The following is an 18,955-nucleotide window of genomic DNA, read 5'->3' as shown; positions in this document are numbered from 1 at the left end:
ACGCAGCAACAACAGCCTCACTGACAGGGGACTGCACTTGTTGTCGCTATCGGGCAAACTGGCAGATAAATGACTCACTTACAGATTTTTAGTGCGTCCACAATTTGCCTATGATAACTTGAACAAAAATAGCTAATGCAAACATATTGAGGTAACAGTCTCAAATATACAAACCCACGGTAAAGCACCAAATCACTAAACTGTTAAGTATATACGTTCCCTATTGTCCGGTAGAAAAAGTAGGGAATGGCTCATCTGACCGTACCCGAAATCCATTGAGTATTTTTTGTCGTAAATGATACCCTACACGCGCTGGCAATTCAACAAAACAGGCAATGGGTGGCTACCTTCGTTCACGCGCATGTCATCGCACTCGTCCCCCAGCTTATGCATACGCCTTCGGGTTCAGTAGCGGTTTTACTTTTTTCGCTTTCGGCGATACAGGAGGCACGGCGCAAGCCAATGACCGGTTCTGTGGCCCGAAACGAACGGGTATGGCGCTCACTGGAACAGCTGGCAATGGGCAAGGTAGCGGCATCAGGGTTGCCGGGGTTTGTATATCACGAGCTGGCGCCCAACTGCTCGGGTACATTTGGCGAGCAGTTGTATAAGGCAACGAAGGCAGTGCTCGACCTGGGCTACGAATCGGTGATTTGTATCGGCAACGATTGCCCGGCGCTACGCCCCTCCGATTTGCGCGCCGCCGCCCGCGCCGTGCAGTCAGGGATCATGCCCGTAGGAGCCGACGAGCGGGGCGGTGTGTATCTGGCGGCCTTCAATCGGTCTTTACTCACTGATGAAGAGGCCTTTATATCGCTGCCGTGGCAAACAGCGTCGCTAGCTCAGGCGCTACTCGATCACCTGCGTCTGCAAGTATAGCCTGCCAATCAATTCGCAGACGGGTCAGCGTGTAGAGATCCGGGCCGACATTTTTAACGTATTAAATACAAATAACCTCAGTGGCTACTCGAACAACGCCACGCAGAGTAACCAGATTCAGGTTGGGCCGGCAGGCAGCGGTATTGTGCAGCGCAACGCCGGAACGCCCCGCCAGTTCCAGTTTTGTGTCCGGTATCTGTTTTAATTATTTTTTTAGTCAAGCAACTGATAGTTAAGCAATTTAGATCAGTGAAGCTTATTAGCCAGGAACCGCATGATGAGACAGAGTACGTAATCTCACCTTCGCCGAAAAAGAAGAAGTTAGTTGGCCGAAAGCCAGCCGACTCATAAATTGTCATTCTTGGTAGATAAACCCCCTCTGACTTTCGGAGGGGGTTTTTTGATGAATGCGGGGTGGGCAGGTACCAGTTCTGGTATAGAAGACTACCGGTAATTGATAGACATAGCGAAGCCACACAGTTTTCTTACCGCCCATGAAAGAGACAGAATAATCGCTCTTAATACGAGGCTAACGGCCAGGTACGTTACTATGTAAAACTCAACCTATGAAACGTGCGCTCATCTATAGTTTGGCCCTTGGTTTGTTCGTCAGCGCCTGTGCACCAGGGCCAGTGTTAGTGAATGACCGGCCAAATCGCCCACACGACAACGGAAAGCACAAAGGTTGGTACAAGAACGGTCGCGGCGGCTTGCCACCGGGGCAGGCCAAAAAACGAGGCTGGTAGCCAGGTACGTTTACTTGGCGTAATCGGTAGGGGTAACAGGTATCTTCAGGAGGTATTCGCCGTTCTTGTCGCGGTAGTTGTATACCATCGTGATGCTGTGATCGCGGAGGTCGGCCATGGCGCTGTTCGTCTTCACCGACTCGATCAGCGCGGGCTTGGTTGTTGCGGCAAGTTGCTGAAGGTCAATATCATCCCGGCTGGCTGTGGTCAGCGTGTAGTTGAATTGCAACGCTGCTTCCGATAGCACCTGGGCGCTATCCAGCCGCGTTGCAGGGTCGATCAGCACGGGGCAGGCGCTGTTTATTTCGCGGGCCGCATTGTGCAACTGATCCAGCACCGCCGCCGATTCTGCCGCCACTTTGTCAAAAGTCACGCCTGTCGAATCGGTCGTGGTCTGTTCCGTCTTCTTTTCGCCGGAACAGGCCGACATAGTGATAACGAAAAAAAGCGATAGTATACCGATAACGTAGTGGCCGTTGTCTGATTTCATGGACAGCTGAGGGGTGAGCGAGAAATTTTCGTTTGGCAAATAACTCTAAATCCGCCGCAAAAGTTAATCGAGCTATCTGCTGATCTCAGACAAAAAAAACGTACTACGGATACAATGTGTGTCGAATAGTTGATCTATCTATATATTTAGCTGCCTTTTCTTTTCACCGTTTGTCTGATGAAACACTGTTTACGCCTGTTTGTACTTCTCCTGTTATCAAGCCAACTTTTTGCCAATACAATTCCTTCAGATACGTCAGGTACTGGTACTATGAGTGCTTCTTGCCCGGCAGCTACCGGCTTAACCGTTCAATATGTTGGGTCGAAAAGCGCCTTCTTAAGCTGGAAAAGGAGCAATAGCGCTTTCGTAGAAACAATCGCTTACCGCCCTCGAAGCACGACAGTACTTTCCAGTGCGAGTATGTACTACGAGTCTAACGGACAGGGATATGGTTCGGTCGGCAACCTAACGCCTGATACCGATTACGAGTGGTATATTGTGACTACCTGCCCGTACAGTGGGTCAAGCGGGTATGGCGAAGAGAAGACATACAGCCAGGTCAGCTCGTTTACAACGGTTTGCGCAATGGCAACAGACCTTGAAGTGCTGACTACATCCAGCACAGAAGCTCTCGTCTCTTGGGAAGGAAGTTATGAAGAGGTATATACCGTTCGTTGGCGACCTGTGGGCAGTACTACCTGGACGACACGCCGAAGCCCTGCCCGGCCCTACAGCATACTGGGTCTCAAAGATGCAACCGCTTATGAATGGCAGGTACAAACCGTATGTGACGCAAACTATAATAGCAATTTTACGCAATCAGCCACCTTCACAACGGGTTGTAACGTACCTGCCGTCACTAAAGAATACGAGATTGGTGCTACGTTCGCTAGCCTATTCTGGCAGCAGATTGAGGGCGAAACGCGCTACCAGCTAAGCTGGCAGCAGGAAGGGGAACCTACCTCGCAGACCGCTATCATTGAGGGGAATCGTAGCTTTGAATACGGTTCGGTGTATTCTCCGACCGGTCTCTCGGCCAGTTCGGTTTACACCTGGAAAGTACGAGCTATTTGTCCTGATGGTAGTGTATCGTCCTTTTCAGAACCCCGCTCATTTACTACATATGCCTGTTCGCCGCCGTCGGGGTTGAATGAAGAGGCTACCAGCTCGTTGTCAGAGAATTTTACTTGGTCGGGTAACAGGAAAGAAGCGTACAGGGTACAGCTACGACCAAAGGGTACGATGTCCTGGGTAGATTACATACCAGATTCCTATAACTATTTATCTGTGATAGGTTTACTGGTAAGCACGCCTTACGAATGGCGGGTGGCGTTAACTTGTTCGGCTAGTCAGACAGTCGTTAGCGAGACCCGTTCCTTTACCACCGCTGCCTGCCAGGTGCCCACGGGTTTAGCAGAATATGGGGTTGAACCAACAGCTGCGGGGCTAGACTGGGACGCTATCGGATATGGACAGTATACAGTTCAATACAAGCTAGCCACGGCGACCGCTTGGCTGGCAAAACCGGTAACGACCGACGAGACGTACGTGCTTGACGGACTAGTAGGGGGCACAGTATACGACTGGCGAATCCAGAACACATGCCCCGGTGGCGTGGCAACCGTGAGTGTAGTTCGATCGTTTACCACTCAATGTGCAGCGCCATTGTCAGCCGTTGTGCGGGGGGTGTCGGCAACGGCAGCGTTCGTTGGCTGGACGACCGTAACCACCGGGCAGTACCAGCAACGGGTACGCTGGCGGAAATCAGGAGGTGATACCTGGACGTATGGCGTACCAACAACCGCCGCAGTATACAGTATAACGGGGCTAACCACTGACACTGCCTATGAATGGCAGGTGCAGTCAATCTGCGACGGGCAAGAGACAGAGTATCAGCGTCAGTTGCCATTTACGACAAAATGCCTTGAGCCAGGCTGGATTAACACCCGCGTTTTGTCGCCATCAAAAGTTAGGGTCACCATGTACAATATACCAGCGGGGACCCAGTTCGATCTTGTTTGGCGCGACCAAACATCGAGCACGTCAACGTCTGTCACCACGGCACCCACGCCGGAAGGAGGGCGTTTTGAGTATGATATTACCGGCCTGTTGCCTGACAAAACGTATCAGCTTCAGGTACGTATTCAGTGCATAGGCATTACTTCGACGAAGGTTATGACTCAGTCATTTGTGATTCTGCCTCCGGTAGATTATTCCCTCTCAATGGCCGTTTCGAATCGTACCCCCAAGGTAGGTGATCTGGTTACCTATGCGCTTACAGTTCGAAATGCCGGTACTGACTCAACGTATATCAGGGTTGTAGATAGATTACCGCCAGGGATTAGTTACGTGTCTACGCCAGACAAATATTACGTGTTTCATTCGGCCGAGCAGGTATATGTAGATATGGGTGTTGCTCCCGGCAAATTGAGTACCGTTCGTTTTCTAGCCAGAGTAAATAAAGCAGGTACGTTCATCAATGCAGCAGAGATAGAAGAGGCAAGCAGCAGGCCAGACCCCGATAGTGAACCCGGTACTGGCTATGCTGATGGTGAAGACGATGCCGCTCAGGTTGATATTCGAACGGCTGACCAGGCTGGTCCGGTCTACTACTCACCGAACCCAAATCAGCGGGTATTACCTCCGGTAGTACCCAATCAACCCACAGTCGATCCTGATAAAGCAGACATAAGCTTGCAAATGAGTGTCAACACACGCACACCGAAAGATGGTGAGTCGGTAACGTTGATGTTGACACATACCAACAGGGGTGGTGCCAGGGCACCAGGCATAATCCCTAAACTGCTACTGCCTGCGGGGTGGGAGGTACGTACCCCAATCTGGACAGCTACGGGGCTGCCTAACGAATACCGATTAACTATACCTATGGATTTATTGCCAGACACGAGCGTAAGCCTACCTATACCAGTTCGTGTATCTGGCAAGGGACCACAGCAAATTAAAGCTCAAATTGCGGAGAGTAACGTACCTGATCCAGATAGCACACCAAATAACGGCTATACCAATGGCGAAGATGATACCGTCACGATCGATGTAAGGTTGTAGGCTCATGTCCTCTGTCTTCTGTTCTCTGTTGCGCTGAAGGATCACTATCCTATCTGAGCAGCAGCGCAACAGAGAACAATAAACGGAAAACAGTAAACTTTTTTACAACATTGCCGCGCCGAACACGCCGGCACTATCGCCGAGTTTAGGGCGGAGGATGGGCGTTTTCACGACCTTATCGTTGAAGATGTATTTCTTGATACGCTCGTAGCCCTCGGTATAGAGTTCGTCGATGTTGCCCACCCCGCCGCCGAGCACGATCACGTCGGGGTCGAGTACGTTGATGAGCGTTGAGATAGACCGGCCATAATATTCCAGCATCCGTTCCATCGTGACCGAGGCAACCGGGTCGATCCCCGCGCGGTGACGCTCAACAATCTCTTTCATGGTCCTGTTCTGACCGCTTTGCTCGAAGTAAAAGCGTTGCAACGCCGGTCCCGAAAGCACCTGCTCGTTGCAGCCGCGTTTGCCGCAGTAGCAGTCGTGCCCATTCTCTTCCAGAATGTTATGGCCCCATTCGCCGCCGATACCGTGCAGACCATTAATGACAAACGGCCGTCCGTCGAGGCCGCGTACCACTACGCCGCCGCCAACGCCCGTACCCATAATGACGCCAAACATCAGCTGGAAATTCGCCACCACGCCCGGAACAGCCCCCAGTGTCGCCTCGGCCAGCGCAAAGCAGTTGGCATCGTTGGCCAGTGAGACCGGTACGCCAAGCTGCTCCGTTAACGCTTGTTTAAGCGGCTTGCCATTCAGGCAGGTGGTATTGCAGTTTTTCATCGTCTGCGTACCCGGGTCGAGCGTGCCGGGCGTAGCAAAACCAATGTGCTCAGGTACGTACCCGGTCTCGGCCCGCAACTGATCAACCAGCAATTTGATGCGGCTGACAATGTGTTCGTAACCCAGGTGCGCTTCGGTGTCGATCCGTTTACGAATAACGACTGCCTCGGGAGAAGGCGATGAAAGAATGACACCTTCGATCTTGGTGCCGCCGAGGTCAATACCCCAATATGTTTGCATAACGACTGTACTTGCTGAATCAGCGGATGTTCAGGAATGAGGTTACAAACATACGTTGCAATCATTCGTTGCCAACATACACAACACCGTTACGCTTCTTTGCGCCTACCTTTGTATTGTCAATTTTAACCGTATCAACCACCCTCGTCATGGCTTTAGACATTGGGCAATCGGCCCCCGCCTTTACGCTTTTCTCGTCTGAGAATCAACCCGTTTCCCTCAGCGATTACGCTGGAAAAAACGTAGTGCTCCTGTTTTTTCCAATGGCCTTTACCAGCGTATGCACCGCCGAACTCTGCGAAATGCGCGACAATCTACATACGTATACCAATCTGAACGCCGATATTCTGGCCGTTTCGGTTGATTCACCCTTTACGCTGGCCAAGTTCAAAGCCGAGCAAAACCTGCCGTTTCCATTGCTCTCCGACTTCAATAAAGAGGTGTCGGCAGCGTACGGTGCGCTATACGAAAACTTTGTGATGAACATGAAAGGCGTGAGCAAGCGCGCGGCTTTCGTTATCGACGAAGCCGGCCAGATCAAATATGCCGAAGTCCTCGAAAACGCAGGCAACGTACCTGATTTCGAAGCCGTTAAAGCGTCGTTGAACTGATGTACGAATTACGATTTGTTGCTGTCACGTTATACAGATTGTGACAGCAACAATCGTAATTCGTACATCGTAATTCATAAATCCTTTGTCCTGGTATTCTCACTTTTTTACTGGCCTACCCCAACATGCCTGGAAGGCCGCGCAGACCGACGAGCAAACGCAACTCGAACTCGAACGGATTGTGGAATCGCTCGAATTCGGCCCCGACGACCGCGTGCTTGATGTGTTCTGCGGCTATGGTCGACATGCCCTTCCGCTGGCAAAGATGGGCGCCGATGTTGTTGGCGTTGATATTTCTGACGAGTCAATTACTGAACTGAAAACGGCGGTCGGTCGCAAAAAAATAGCCTTAACTGCCGTTGCGGGCGATTTTATGACGATCGATCCGGCCCTGCTGGGCGAACCTGGGTCGTTTCAGGCGGCGTATTGTCTGGGTAACAGCCTATGTTTCTTTCCGCGTCATCAGATGGTGCTATTCCTGCAGCGCATTGCTGATTTGCTGGAACCGGGGGGGCGCTTTTTGGCGCAGTCGGGAATGGTAGCTGAAAGCTTTCTGCCCGATTTTCAGGAACGCGCCTGGCTACCCGTTGGCGATGATATACAGGTACTCGTTCACAATCAGTACGACCCGTTTACGGCTTGTGTGACTCAGCACCTTACCTATTACCGGCGCAGCAAGACAGGCGTAGACGTAGTTGACCGTACTGCCCAGTACTATATCTACACGGTGGCTGATTTATTAGCTTTGTTCAAGGAAGCGGGGCTGGAACCTACGGCTTGTTTCGGAACCGTTGAGGGCGATTCATACCAGATTGGTGATGAAGGCGCGTGGATTACGGCCGTCAAAAAAGTCGAATAAAAACGAAGAATAATCGCATAGGTAACTACACTGAGTAATTCTGTATGTTAACTTATTGTACACAGATCAAAAAAAGTTGATTAAATAGAACCAATAAAACGGATAACTCCGGATAATCGGCTAACTTTCAGCCAGATTAACACCGTTAACAACTCTGACCTATCATGGAAGTAGTCGAGCGCAAGCAGCGCACCCGCGAGCAAACGCGGGCGGGTATTCTCCACACCGCCAAAGATATTGCCCGCCGCGAAGGCTGGCAGGCGGTTTCGATCCGTAAAATTGCCGACGCCATCGATTATAGCGCTCCCGTCGTTTACGATTATTTCGACAGTAAAGACAGTTTGCTGGACGAGATTCGGAACGAAGGGTTCCGCCACCTGCGTACCGAATACGAACGGCTGGTGAAACTCTACCGGGACCCCGAGAAACTGCTGTACGAGATTTCGCTGGTGCAATGGCAGTTTGCCATGCAGCAGGTTGAGCTTTACCAGGTGATGTATAACCTGGAAGGGGCCAACTGCACGGCTTCGCTGGCCGAATCGGAAGAAATCAAGGCGGTCAACGAAATTGTTTGTCGCATCATATTTGCCTTCATTCCCAAATCGGCGGAAGCCATCCGGCGCTTGTATTTCGAATGGTGGGCTACCTCGCATGGTATCATCATGCTGGGCTTCCTGCTGCGCCATCAACAGCCACTGGAGTCTACCGAGCAAATCTACCGCGAAACCATGCGGCGGTTCGTCAGAAACCTGCGCTAGGTTCTTGCCAACGTACGTCATGATTTTTAGTAAGCCGCACCAGCACCTGCTGAGTGCGGCTTATTCGTGCTATACCGCCAAACTTTCTGTTTTCATTCTGACCACCAACTCAATGACACGTCTGTATACTCGCCTACTTTTTAGCTGCCTGCTGCTCCTATCGCTGATCGTTGCCTGTCAGCGGCCCGTTACGTTGACCAGGCCGTATTTTCCGCCCAAAGGAGACAACTGGACACGGTTATCTCCTGAAAAAGCGGGCATGAATGCCGCCCTGCTTGACTCGGCTGTGTCGTTTGCCAAAACGCAGGAAACTACTCAAATGAAGCCTGATTTTTCGACGCAGGAAGAAATTTTCGGCAAGCTGCTGGGTCCCATGCCCACCAGCCGGGCGGCTACCAACGGCCTCATTCTTCGGCACGGTTATATCGTGGCCGAATGGGGTGATACCCGCGCCGTTGATCCGACCTACAGCGTGGCCAAAAGTATATTGTCGACGCTGGTTGGCATCAGCCATGAGCGAGGCATGATACCGGATATCCATGAGCCGGTGGCAAAACTAATCCATGACGGAGGTTACGAGTCGGAGCAGAATCGGGCTGTGACCTGGGAGAACCACCTTCGGCAAACCAGCGAATGGCAAGGTGAGCTATGGGGGAAAAATAGTGATTTCTTGGGCAAAGAGGCGTTCGGGCGAGGTGAGCGCAAACCCCGCACCCTGCAAAAGCCAGGTACATTCTACGAATACAACGACGTGCGAATCAACCGAATGGCCCTGTCGCTGCTCCGGCTCTGGAAAAAGCCATTGCCTGAGGTGGTGCGCGAGCAGCTTATGAATCCCATTGGCGCGTCAGACACCTGGCAGTATATTCCGTACCCTACGGCCGTAGCAGAGGTCGATGGAAAGCAGATGCCGTCGGTGAGTGGTGGCACGCGCTGGGGTGGTGGCCTGCGCATCAGCGCCCGGGATCTGGCCCGCTTTGGCTACCTCATTGAACAGAAAGGGCGTTGGCAGGACCAGCAAATCGTCTCGGCCGACTGGATAAAGCAGGCTACTACCGGTAATTTGGTTGGTCCCGACTATGGCTACCTCTGGTGGCTGAACACGGGCAACGCACCGGGCGGTAAGAAGCCCTGGCCCGATGCACCCTCAACCAGTTTTGCCGCCCTGGGTGCCGGCTCCAATACGGTCTGGATCGATCCTGAGCACGACATCGTGATCGTATGGCGCTGGCACAACGGAAGTCCGAATGAATTGATCAGGCGGGTATTGGCCGCTGTGAGGGATTAATAGATGGTGTGTAATGGATAATGGCGTTGCTGGCCGGGCAGGCAGCGCCATTATCCATTATTCATTATACATTGTGCCTTCTATCTTTCCTGCATGATGAGACCCTTTACTGTACTGTGCCTTCTGCTATTGGCTACCTGTTCCTTTAGCCAAACAATTAGAATGTCGAGTGGAAAATCCGGCATTTCGGTGTCAACTATCCAGCGTGACTCGACAGATACGTTGGTGAATAAACCATTCCGGTTGGCAGGTGGTAACGATATAAATGGTGCGCACTGGCGGTTTAAAGAAGGAGACAGCGCCACATGGGCGGGGCCTGATTACATAGACCGTCACTGGGTGAAAACGATAACGCCCAAAGAGACGCTTCGGGGAAATAAAGCCCTTTGGAACAGTGGTAAAGGCTGGTATAGGCTGCTAATCAAAGCTAAAAAAGAGGCTGCTGAAGAGCCAATGAATCTGCTGATCAAACAGTTCGGTCGCTCTGAGTTATATCTGGATGGCCGGTTACTGGCTAAGGTAGTTCCGTTTCGCTTCGATTCGGGCGGCTCGCAACGGATAACGCAACAGGTAGCATTACCCATCACCGATACCAACCAGCACGTGCTGGCCATTCGGTATGCTTTCCGAAAAGAACCCACGTTGTTTGCTGAGTTAGGGGAGCCGCCGATGAACTTATCGGTCTTAACGGTCAGCGGAGGGTTGACCGGTTATTATTTATCAGAATCATTCGGCGTAGCGATAGCCTTTCTATGCGCAGGTATCTTTAGTACGCTGAGTTTGCTGCATCTACTGTTTTTCCGGGCTAACCGGCTGCAGCAAATTAACCGGACGCTGTTCTGGGCAATGCTGGCATTTGCCATCGCATTTTTGGCCGATTTTCTGAGCGATGTAACACCTACGCTTACCCTGGATTCGCTGGTTGAACTGGCGGGTAAACTCGGATTCCGGGCGGGTTTTGCATTATTACTATGGGGCGTATACCAGTACCTGAATATCCGGGCGGGTTGGTTTTTTTACAGTATTGTCAGTCTGGTAACGATCGATCTGCTGTATCGGACGTTCGTTGGGCCACCGCCCGATTACATCGACGGTGTAGCGTTCCTACTCTCCTTCATCGATTATATACGGTTGAGCTGGATAGGTCGTAAACGAAAGGTTGCCGATGCCAGACTGCCGTGGAAATCTCTGAAACTGGCCATTCTATGTATTGGTGGGGTCTTTTTGGTAGCCGTAATTGGCGGAATAGCCATCGGTGCCAAGGTGCTGAACGTTAATTTCGACATTCTGCTCGTCCCTATTTTTATGTTGTTGTTTATCGCCTTGCTGAGTATTCCGGTTGGCCTGTCGCTTTCGCTGGTGCAGGATTACACACGTACCTACCGATCATTGGAGAGCAACCTGCGCGAGGTAGAGCAACTCTCGGCCCGGACAGTAGCGCAGGAGCAGGAGAAGCAGCAGATATTGGCCCGGCAAAACGAAACCCTCGAACAGCTCGTTACCGAACGAACCGCCGCCCTCGACCAGTCGCTGACCGAATTACGCACCACGCAGGATCAGCTTATTCAACGCGAAAAACTGGCGAGTTTGGGTGAACTGACGGCTGGCGTGGCCCATGAAATTCAGAATCCGCTCAACTTCGTCAATAACTTTTCGGAGGTGTCGGTTGAACTGCTGACTGAACTGGAAGAAGAGCAACAACGCCCCGCCGATGAGCGCGACGCCGAGTTGGAAAAAGAAATCCTCGGCGATATCAAGCAGAATATCGGTAAGATCAGCCACCACGGCCAACGGGCGGCCAGTATTGTAAAGGGTATGCTGCAACACAGCCGCGCCAGTACCGGGCAACGCGAACCCACCGACCTGAACGCCCTGACCGATGAATACCTCCGGCTGGCGTACCATGGGATACGGGCCAAAGAAAAGACGTTCGAAGTAAACCTTGTTACGCATCCAGACCCAGGCTTGCCTGCTGTAGCCATCATTCCGCAGGATATGGGGCGGGTCTTGATGAACCTGTTTATCAACGCGTTCCATGCCGTGCAGGAACGTACCCAGCAGAGTGCCGCCAACGCAGGTACGTATCAGCCCACGGTGACCGTGACAACGGAGCGATCAGGCGATAAGGTAAAGATTCGGGTGCACGATAACGGCACGGGCGTTTCTGATGAGGTACGCAACAAGATTTTCCAGCCCTTCTTTACCACCAAACCAACCGGAAAAGGTACTGGCCTGGGCCTGAGCCTCAGCTACGACATTATTACCAAAGGCCACGGCGGCACGCTTGATTTACAATCGGAACCTGGCGAATTCACAGAGTTCATTGTAACCCTTCCTGTTGCATGACCATCGCCATCATTGGAGCCACCGGCATGCTGGGCCAACCGGTTACCCGCACGTTGCTGGCGGCTGGCTACACGGTGCGAATCATTGCCCGACATGTAGCGGCGGCCAAGCGTCTGTTTCCGGCGGCCGAGGTCGTTTTCGGTGATCTGAAAAAGCCGGAATCATTACCCGCTGCGCTGGCTGGCTGTGCGGTAACGTACCTGAGCCTGTCGGTAAGGCAAACGGAGAAGCCGACCGATTTCCATACCGAAACCGATGGCCTGCGGCACCTGCTGGCAGCCGCAAAAGTGGCTGGTGTAAAACGAGTGGCCTACCTGTCGTCGATCGTCATGCGTTATCAGAGCATGAACGGGTTCAACTGGTGGGTGTTCCGAATCAAACACGAAGCGGTGGCGCTCATCAAGGCGTCGGGGCTCGACTACAGCATTTTTTATCCATCGAATTTCATGGAAACCATGCTGACCACGCAACGAATGGGACCGCTGGTGCTGGTAGTAGGGAGTTCGGAAGTAAAGCCGTGGTTTATCTCGGCGAAGAACTACGGAAAACAGGTAGCGCGTGCATTGCAGATTGCTCAGGCGGGTCAGCCACAGGAATACGTCATTCAGGGGCCCGAACCCGTAACCCAGCTAACAGCCGCGCAACGATTGGCCGTTAGTTACACCAGGTCGAAGCTCATGGTGCTGGAAATCCCGCTGGCGATGCTCCGTTTCGGGCAATTAGTCTCGCAACAGGCCGACTATGGTGTTCACATTGCCGAAGCCCTGAACAGCTACCCCGAACAATTCGAAGCCGAACGTACCTGGCCCCACTTGGGGAAAACTACGCTACCTATCAATAGCTTTGCAGCAGGAGCAAGGTGAGGCGGCAAGAAAGCAGAGCCTCTGCCACTTTCTACCATCAGTATACGCCTCGATAGGGCGTTTTTCGTTAGTATAGTATGTCGTTACAATTCTGGAAAATCTGGACGAAGCCCGAGCGCGTTGTGTACGTGATCGGGCTTATTCTGTTGGGTATATCGCTTGGCTGGCTGGTGTGGGCCGGGTATCGCGGGCTCGAAAACGTAGTGCGCTGGGAAGTTCTCAACGAGCTTGTTGGCCTGCCTGCCACACTCTACCAATTCACCGACGGTTTGCTGACGTACCCCGTCCGGGGGCAGGTGCAAACGGTTGCCGGTCAGTTCATTGCCTCACCCATGCAAGTGTATCCGATGGTAGCTACGCTTACGGTAGCGGGTTTGTGCGTGGCGCTCGCCTTTGCCCTAGCCGGGATCTGTCGGCTGCCAACGTTGCGGTACCGGCTGGCGATGGGCGCGTTCATTCTGCTGCTGGCTGTTTGCCGGTTCGAGACTCTGGGCTTACCCGGCGGCTCAGGAAAATGGCTGTTTCTGGTTTTGACCGGTCTGTTCGGTGGCCTTAGTTTTTATTTCCATGCCTTTCGAACGGAGGCTGGTTTTACGTCTCGTCTGCTCGCTTTCCTGGGCCTGATAGTCATCGTGGCGGCTGCTGCTGCGCTGGGTACGTCGGTGCATAACCCGGCTATGGTGCTGTTGAGCTATGCGCTTCCGGGGCTAGTGCTGGTGAGTGTCGTGTTCATTGCCTTCATCGCCATTGAGATCCTGGTTGGTATGGTCTGGCTCACCAGCGTCAGTCGTCCAAATGGAAGGCCATTGGGCATTTTCAATTTTCTGTTTATCAGTGTCTTATACCTGATGAACCTGCTGCTTATCTGGCTTCGGAATACGAAAGTCATCGAATGGGATGCCTTTACCATCAGCCCGTTTCTGGTGGTTGGCATATCAGTCGTACTGGGCATCTGGGGCTTTCGCCGCCTGGTCGATCAGCGTGAACTGTTATCGTTTCGCGAAGCGGGGGCGGGGCTATACATAGGCATGGCGGCGCTGACAACCTTGACCATGGGCTATGCCTTCGCCACGGCCAATGACCCCCTGATCGAGCTGTTTGAAGATGTGATCGTGTATAGTCACTTCGGAATGGGTCTGGCGTTCGTGCTCTATACGGTGTTAAACTTCTGGCCTGTTTACCAGCAGCAACTCCCTGTGCACCGGGTCATCTTCAAGGCCCGCATGGTTGATCTGCCCTTATTCCGGCTGGCGGGGCTGGTGGCGATGGTCGGCATGATTGGCTCGGCCAATTATTTCACCGTTCGGCAGGGCTACGCGGCCACGCTGTCGGCATTGGGCGATGCGTATCTGGCCGAGGGCCAAACTGATCTGGCACAGACCTATTACCAGGAATCGATCGCCGAGGAGTTTCAGCAACATAAAGCTAACTACGCACTGGCTTCAATCGCCCTCACGCGCAACGACCAGACTACCGCCGCTCTGTTTTTCTCGAAAGCGTTGCTAAAACAGCCATCGCCGCAGGCTTTCGCGGGGTTGAGCGACACCTACCGGCAAACCAACCTCTTTTTTGAGTCGATCAAGACCTTACAGCGGGGTATTCAGACTTTCCCCAACAGCGGTGAATTACGCACCAATCTGGGGTACCTTTATGGCAAAACCGCCATTGCCGATTCGGCCTATTATTACTCACAATCAGCAGTGGCTCACACGCAACGTGATGAAGTCCCGCTGGCCAATCTGCTGGGGCTATACGCCCGAAATCCGGAGGTGATGTTAACCGACTCAGCGATTGTTGATCAGGTCGAATCGCGTGATGATCCCGCCTTCGACGCCAATAAACTGGCGCTGCGGCTTGTTTCTTCCCGCGATACTACGGCTCCCGTTGCGCCGGGCTGGCTGGCCAAGGCGGTGGCTGACCCTGCACTCGATGCCGGTCAGTTTGCCTCGCTCTATAACTATGCCCTGGTGGCACCCTCGCCAGATAGTACGCTGCTGAATCGTCTGCAACGGGCTGCCCTAAACCCGGCCAACCAGGATTTGGTCGATGACCTGTTACTGGCTTCGGCGTTGGGCCATTACCGGGCCAATCAACAGATCGAGGCATTTGATCTGCTCAATCAACTGGCTGAAAGCGATCCTAAACAGGCTGCCGCCTACCGAACAATGCTTGGCCTGCTACAGGCTGAACAGGGGCTGAATAAATTGGCCGCCCAGACTTTTTCGCGTAGTTCAGATACGCTCTCAACATTTTACCGGGCTGTATCACTGACTAAATCGGGCGATCTGGCAGCAGCGCGTCCGTTCTGGTTAACCGCTACATCGAAGGATACTACCCTCCGGAATGTTGTGCGGGTGATTTATGATGAAAAGAAACCTGCGACCGATCTGGAAAAGGCGTTTTATGTCAGTTATCGTCCCGACGATGCTAACCGGGGACGTACCTGGGAGACCATCCGTGATGCCAATCTGAAAACCGTTTCCGGTGCCACCCTGATCGACGATTACCTGGCCACGCGTCAGTATTTCTATGCGCAAATGATTCTGAGTCAGTTGGGAAAGCCCGCGCAGTTATTGCCCTTTGCCCGCTCGTTGGAGAACCTGTCGGCGGTGAAAATAGCGTCGTTCCGTAAGAAAGGAGCCGCTGCTGATTCGCTGGCAAAAGCCTTCTTTATACCACAGCACCGGGGGCTGGTAGCGGCGCTGGTGGGCAGCGCCTTCGCAGGGTCGAAGCGGGTTGCCGATGCCCGCAAGGCCTACGATCAGGCATTGCAACTGGCTCCGGTACAGGGAACGCTGGTGGCCGATGCCAGCCAGTTTTTGCGCTCCATAAGGCAGATCAAACCCGCTTATGAAGCCGTTCGCAGAGCGTTACCCTACAATGAGAACAATCCTGAACTGCTGAAGGCATACGTGCTGCTGTGTCTCGATCAAAGCCTGTTCGACTATGCGGAAGAAGGCATGGTACAGTTGCAGGTAACTGATTCGCCCGCCGACTATCAGGCATTTGACGCAGCCTATCAGCAAAAAATAGCGGCCATCGAAAACGCCAGAAATGCATTTGTGCAGTGATGTACTTTAGCCTGGGATCATACATCAACGGCACATGGCAACCAGGCTAAGTTGGGTTAAAGAGGCATTCAGGCGGGACGTTCACCTGATGGAAAACGGCGTGGAGGTAGGTAAGCTACACCAGGCTATTTTTGAGCGTGATGTTGATGCCTCATTGTACACTGTTCAACTGCGTTTCGACGTAACCGGCTTTCTTCGGCACGCTGTCAATGTGCACGATCTAACCGCCGATAACCGCATCATCGGCACCATTACGCTTCACTTTGGTAAACGGGCTGAACTAACGCTGGAGAACGGCTCGGTATATACCTGGAAACGCCATAACATGCTGATGCGCGAATGGGATATGATTCGTGAAGGCGCTACCGATGCCGACGATAAAGAGGTGGTCAGCTACACGCGCACCCGTCAGTTCCTGACCGATCATGGCGATATCACAACTGATTTACCTTCACCGGAAGCCGAAATTGTTTTGCTGACCGGCTTGTTTATCCGCAATTACTTCCTGCGTCGGCGTCGGGTTGTAGCCGCTGCCGGTGTGGCGGCCCTCGGTGCTTAATCTACCATTTAGACTGTGATCTTATCAGGCAACATGAATATTATTGAAACCAGCGAAGTAGCCAAGCGGTATGTGATGGGCAGCGAAATCATCGACGCGTTGAAGTCGATCACCATTTCGGTACAAAAGGGGGAGTATGTTGCCTTCATGGGTCCGTCTGGTTCCGGCAAATCAACACTCATGAACATCGTGGGCTGTCTGGATTCGCCAACTTCGGGTCGGTATATCCTGAACAATCAGGACGTGAGTAACATGACGGAGAATGCGCTGGCTGAAGTACGTAACAAGGAAATTGGCTTTGTGTTTCAGACGTTTAATCTGTTGCCTCGCCAAACCTCGCTCGAAAACGTGGCCCTGCCGCTGATATATGCAGGCTTCAACAAAGCCGACCGCACCGAGAAAGCCATGCTGGCCCTGAAAAACGTGGGTCTCGAAAACCGGGCTGGTCACCGCCCCAACGAACTGTCGGGGGGGCAACGGCAGCGTGTAGCTGTGGCGAGGGCGCTCGTCAATGATCCCAGTATTCTGTTGGCCGACGAACCAACGGGAAACCTCGACTCCAAGACGTCGTACGAGATCATGGACCTCTTCGATCAGATTCACAGTAAAGGCAATACCGTGATTATGGTGACGCACGAAGAAGACATTGCCGAATACGCCCACCGAATCATCCGCCTCCGCGATGGTCTGATCGAAACCGACCGCGCCAATCAGAATATCCGTAAAGCCAAGGCATTCATGCAGGCTTGACTGGTTGCTGGTTGACTAGGTGATTAGCATTGAGTGAACCAATCAACCAGCAACCAGTCAACAAGTTAACCAACTACCTCCTACTTTCGGGATTTGAAACGAATCCCACCGTATGGAGCAGGCCAATCTGGTTTTTTTAGTCACGTTATGTATTGTTGGACTGGGTTTTTCCCTGAAACACTGGGGCATCATCAGCGAGCAAAATGGCAAGGTTGTTTCTCGTCTGCTGATGCACACTACGTTTCCGGCGCTGATGGTCGTTTCTACGATTCATGTGCCGCTTACGGCTAATCTGCTGGCTATTCCCTTCGCGAGCATAGCTATTGGGAGCATGCTGGTGCTGCTAGCCTGGTTCATTTTCGCCAAACAACCCGCTCGCCTGCGGGGGGGGCTTACCATTGCTGTAGGGGCTTTCAACATCGGTATGTTTGGTTTCCCCATTATCGAAGGGATATGGGGGCGCGACGCCCTGGTCTACGCCGTATTATACGACATTGGGAACACGATAGTGATTTTCGGAATCATCTATCCTGTTGGCTATTACTTCGCTTCAGGGGGGGTAAACAGGCCACCCGTAAAGGCGATGCTGCGGCGGATGCTGCGCCTGCCGCCTCTGTTGGGCATGGTGCTGGGCTTAATGCTCAATGTGCTGTCTCTTGATCTGCCACCCGTATTATTCAACACGCTGGATACCCTGGCAAAAGCCAATAAACCACTTGTCTTGCTTCTGCTGGGCATTTACCTGAGTTTCGAATTAGAGAAATCACAGCAGTTCTCTATCTTCCGCCTGCTGGCATTACGTTATGCTGGCTGTTTTGCGGCCTTGTTCCTGCTGTATGCCCTGTTACCTGATTCGTCGTTGCTCCGTACAACACTCACCGTCTGCGTATTGCTGCCGGTTGGTATGACGGTCCTGCCCTTTTCCGACGAATTCAATTTCGATTCGCGTGTGGCAGGTACGTTGGTGAACCTGTCGCTGGTGATCAGTTTCGGCCTGCTCTGGCTGATGGTCTCCTGGCTGGGGCTGGTTTAATCTAGTTGTCGTTACGCGGTGCTGTCACCAGCCTGCGGCGTCATTTATAGTCGTTATGGGGTCATTGGAAGCTACCAATGAAAATGATACGCAGACGACCGGCATAATAACCACGAAACCGGAAAGCGAAGCGGCCCGCCTGAATCATCAGGCGGGCCGCTTCGTCGAACGTAAATCCGTTTCCCTTATGGGCGCAGGGCTGAGGCTGAGTTGCCGGGAGCTGCTGCCGCCGGAGCTGGTGCCTGAGCAGGAGCCGGACGGTTCTGCGCCGGTGCCGTAGCCGCGCCGGGTAGCGCTTTGGTAGCAGCCCGTTCAACGTTGGCACTGTTGATCAGCCCAGCCCCTGTTTTATCAACCAGAGCATAGGTAGAGAGAACCAGCACCATCACGCCGATGCCGAGGCCCCAGGTGATTTGCTCAACAACGTCGGTGGTTTTTTTAACGCCCATCAACTGATTGGAGCCAAGGCCACCGAGTTCGCCCGATAGGCCACCGCCTTTTGAATTCTGAATCAATACGACCAGAATCAACAGAACGGTCAGGATACAAATGAGAACAATAATTGTGGTTACCATGAACTTGGTGAATACGGTTTACTATACAGTGGTGATGT

General features: G+C 52.7%; 16 protein-coding genes. 13 read left to right on the top strand and 3 right to left on the bottom strand.

Annotated elements, in window-relative coordinates:
• Positions 1-387: 387 nt before the first annotated feature.
• Entirely contained in the window at positions 388-879 is a 492-nt protein-coding gene (locus J2I46_RS24050) for a DUF2064 domain-containing protein (RefSeq protein WP_207331623.1), read from the top strand.
• A gap of 566 nt (positions 880-1,445) precedes the next feature.
• Positions 1,446-1,625, top strand: coding sequence for a hypothetical protein (locus tag J2I46_RS24045; RefSeq protein ID WP_207331622.1), 180 nt, complete (start codon positions 1,446-1,448; stop codon positions 1,623-1,625).
• Positions 1,626-1,635: 10 nt separating this feature from the next.
• Here J2I46_RS24045 and J2I46_RS24040 read toward each other — a convergent pair whose 3' ends face one another.
• Positions 1,636-2,115, bottom strand: a complete 480-nt coding sequence (locus J2I46_RS24040; protein WP_207331621.1) for a DUF8479 domain-containing protein — start codon at positions 2,113-2,115, stop codon at positions 1,636-1,638.
• Between the two features lie 420 nt (positions 2,116-2,535).
• Between J2I46_RS24040 and J2I46_RS24035 the strand changes: the two genes are divergently transcribed.
• The gene (locus J2I46_RS24035) at positions 2,536-5,181 is read left to right on the top strand and encodes a fibronectin type III domain-containing protein (RefSeq protein WP_207331620.1); all 2,646 of its coding nucleotides are present in this window, start codon (positions 2,536-2,538) and stop codon (positions 5,179-5,181) included.
• A 102-nt stretch (positions 5,182-5,283) separates the two neighbouring features.
• Here J2I46_RS24035 and J2I46_RS24030 read toward each other — a convergent pair whose 3' ends face one another.
• On the bottom strand, positions 5,284-6,204 hold the full coding sequence (locus tag J2I46_RS24030) for an ROK family protein (protein WP_207331619.1): 921 nt from the start codon (positions 6,202-6,204) through the stop codon (positions 5,284-5,286).
• 149 nt (positions 6,205-6,353) lie between these two features.
• Here J2I46_RS24030 and J2I46_RS24025 point away from each other — a divergent pair, with 149 nt between their 5' ends.
• From J2I46_RS24025 to J2I46_RS23980, 10 genes are all read left to right on the top strand, one after another.
• A complete protein-coding gene (locus J2I46_RS24025; protein WP_207331618.1) occupies positions 6,354-6,815 on the top strand; it encodes a redoxin domain-containing protein in 462 nt (153 codons plus the stop codon).
• 85 nt (positions 6,816-6,900) lie between these two features.
• Positions 6,901-7,674 (top strand): class I SAM-dependent methyltransferase, encoded by a 774-nt coding sequence (locus J2I46_RS24020; protein ID WP_207331617.1) that lies wholly within the window; start codon positions 6,901-6,903, stop codon positions 7,672-7,674.
• A gap of 164 nt (positions 7,675-7,838) precedes the next feature.
• Positions 7,839-8,432 (top strand): TetR/AcrR family transcriptional regulator, encoded by a 594-nt coding sequence (locus J2I46_RS24015; protein ID WP_207331616.1) that lies wholly within the window; start codon positions 7,839-7,841, stop codon positions 8,430-8,432.
• A 19-nt stretch (positions 8,433-8,451) separates the two neighbouring features.
• Entirely contained in the window at positions 8,452-9,720 is a 1,269-nt protein-coding gene (locus tag J2I46_RS24010; RefSeq protein WP_310589078.1) for a serine hydrolase domain-containing protein, read from the top strand.
• A gap of 162 nt (positions 9,721-9,882) precedes the next feature.
• Complete coding sequence (locus tag J2I46_RS24005; protein ID WP_229379919.1) at positions 9,883-12,066, top strand: sensor histidine kinase; 2,184 nt, start codon at positions 9,883-9,885, stop codon at positions 12,064-12,066.
• Positions 12,063-12,929 (top strand): SDR family oxidoreductase, encoded by an 867-nt coding sequence (locus tag J2I46_RS24000; protein WP_207331614.1) that lies wholly within the window; start codon positions 12,063-12,065, stop codon positions 12,927-12,929. Before J2I46_RS24005 ends, J2I46_RS24000 begins: the two co-directional genes overlap by 4 nt.
• Before the next feature lie 77 nt (positions 12,930-13,006).
• Positions 13,007-16,000, top strand: a complete 2,994-nt coding sequence (locus tag J2I46_RS23995) for a tetratricopeptide repeat protein (protein ID WP_207331613.1) — start codon at positions 13,007-13,009, stop codon at positions 15,998-16,000.
• Between the two features lie 34 nt (positions 16,001-16,034).
• Positions 16,035-16,559, top strand: a complete 525-nt coding sequence (locus tag J2I46_RS23990) for a hypothetical protein (RefSeq protein WP_207331612.1) — start codon at positions 16,035-16,037, stop codon at positions 16,557-16,559.
• Positions 16,560-16,592: 33 nt separating this feature from the next.
• A complete protein-coding gene (locus J2I46_RS23985; RefSeq protein ID WP_207331611.1) occupies positions 16,593-17,309 on the top strand; it encodes an ABC transporter ATP-binding protein in 717 nt (238 codons plus the stop codon).
• A gap of 112 nt (positions 17,310-17,421) precedes the next feature.
• Positions 17,422-18,342: an AEC family transporter gene (locus J2I46_RS23980; protein ID WP_207331610.1), complete on the top strand. Its 921-nt coding sequence runs from the start codon at positions 17,422-17,424 to the stop codon at positions 18,340-18,342.
• Between the two features lie 185 nt (positions 18,343-18,527).
• On the opposite strand, the gene secG is transcribed toward J2I46_RS23980, so the two are convergent.
• A complete protein-coding gene (gene secG, locus J2I46_RS23975; protein ID WP_207331609.1) occupies positions 18,528-18,917 on the bottom strand; it encodes a preprotein translocase subunit SecG in 390 nt (129 codons plus the stop codon).
• Between the last annotated feature and the right edge of the window lie 38 nt (positions 18,918-18,955).

The sequence above is a fragment of the Fibrella forsythiae genome, from assembly GCF_017353175.1.
In the GTDB taxonomy this organism is placed as follows: Bacteria; Bacteroidota; Bacteroidia; order Cytophagales; family Spirosomataceae; genus Fibrella; species Fibrella forsythiae.
Note: the sequence above shows the minus strand (reverse complement) of the source record. Positions and strands in the feature narration are given on the sequence as shown.

What these genes read in the sequence shown, in the direction of transcription:
- J2I46_RS24045 (WP_207331622.1), top strand. Translation starts at nt 1,446, where the DNA reads ATGAAACGTGCGCTCATCTATAGTTTGGCCCTTGGTTTGTTCGTCAGC.
- secG (WP_207331609.1), bottom strand. Translation starts at nt 18,917, where the DNA reads ATGGTAACCACAATTATTGTTCTCATTTGTATCCTGACCGTTCTGTTG.
- J2I46_RS23980 (WP_207331610.1), top strand. Translation starts at nt 17,422, where the DNA reads ATGGAGCAGGCCAATCTGGTTTTTTTAGTCACGTTATGTATTGTTGGA.
- J2I46_RS24010 (WP_310589078.1), top strand. Translation starts at nt 8,452, where the DNA reads ATGATTTTTAGTAAGCCGCACCAGCACCTGCTGAGTGCGGCTTATTCG.
- J2I46_RS24050 (WP_207331623.1), top strand. Translation starts at nt 388, where the DNA reads ATGCATACGCCTTCGGGTTCAGTAGCGGTTTTACTTTTTTCGCTTTCG.
- J2I46_RS24005 (WP_229379919.1), top strand. Translation starts at nt 9,883, where the DNA reads ATGTCGAGTGGAAAATCCGGCATTTCGGTGTCAACTATCCAGCGTGAC.
- J2I46_RS23990 (WP_207331612.1), top strand. Translation starts at nt 16,035, where the DNA reads ATGGCAACCAGGCTAAGTTGGGTTAAAGAGGCATTCAGGCGGGACGTT.
- J2I46_RS24025 (WP_207331618.1), top strand. Translation starts at nt 6,354, where the DNA reads ATGGCTTTAGACATTGGGCAATCGGCCCCCGCCTTTACGCTTTTCTCG.
- J2I46_RS23995 (WP_207331613.1), top strand. Translation starts at nt 13,007, where the DNA reads ATGTCGTTACAATTCTGGAAAATCTGGACGAAGCCCGAGCGCGTTGTG.
- J2I46_RS24040 (WP_207331621.1), bottom strand. Translation starts at nt 2,115, where the DNA reads ATGAAATCAGACAACGGCCACTACGTTATCGGTATACTATCGCTTTTT.
- J2I46_RS24030 (WP_207331619.1), bottom strand. Translation starts at nt 6,204, where the DNA reads ATGCAAACATATTGGGGTATTGACCTCGGCGGCACCAAGATCGAAGGT.
- J2I46_RS23985 (WP_207331611.1), top strand. Translation starts at nt 16,593, where the DNA reads ATGAATATTATTGAAACCAGCGAAGTAGCCAAGCGGTATGTGATGGGC.
- J2I46_RS24035 (WP_207331620.1), top strand. Translation starts at nt 2,536, where the DNA reads ATGTACTACGAGTCTAACGGACAGGGATATGGTTCGGTCGGCAACCTA.
- J2I46_RS24015 (WP_207331616.1), top strand. Translation starts at nt 7,839, where the DNA reads ATGGAAGTAGTCGAGCGCAAGCAGCGCACCCGCGAGCAAACGCGGGCG.
- J2I46_RS24000 (WP_207331614.1), top strand. Translation starts at nt 12,063, where the DNA reads ATGACCATCGCCATCATTGGAGCCACCGGCATGCTGGGCCAACCGGTT.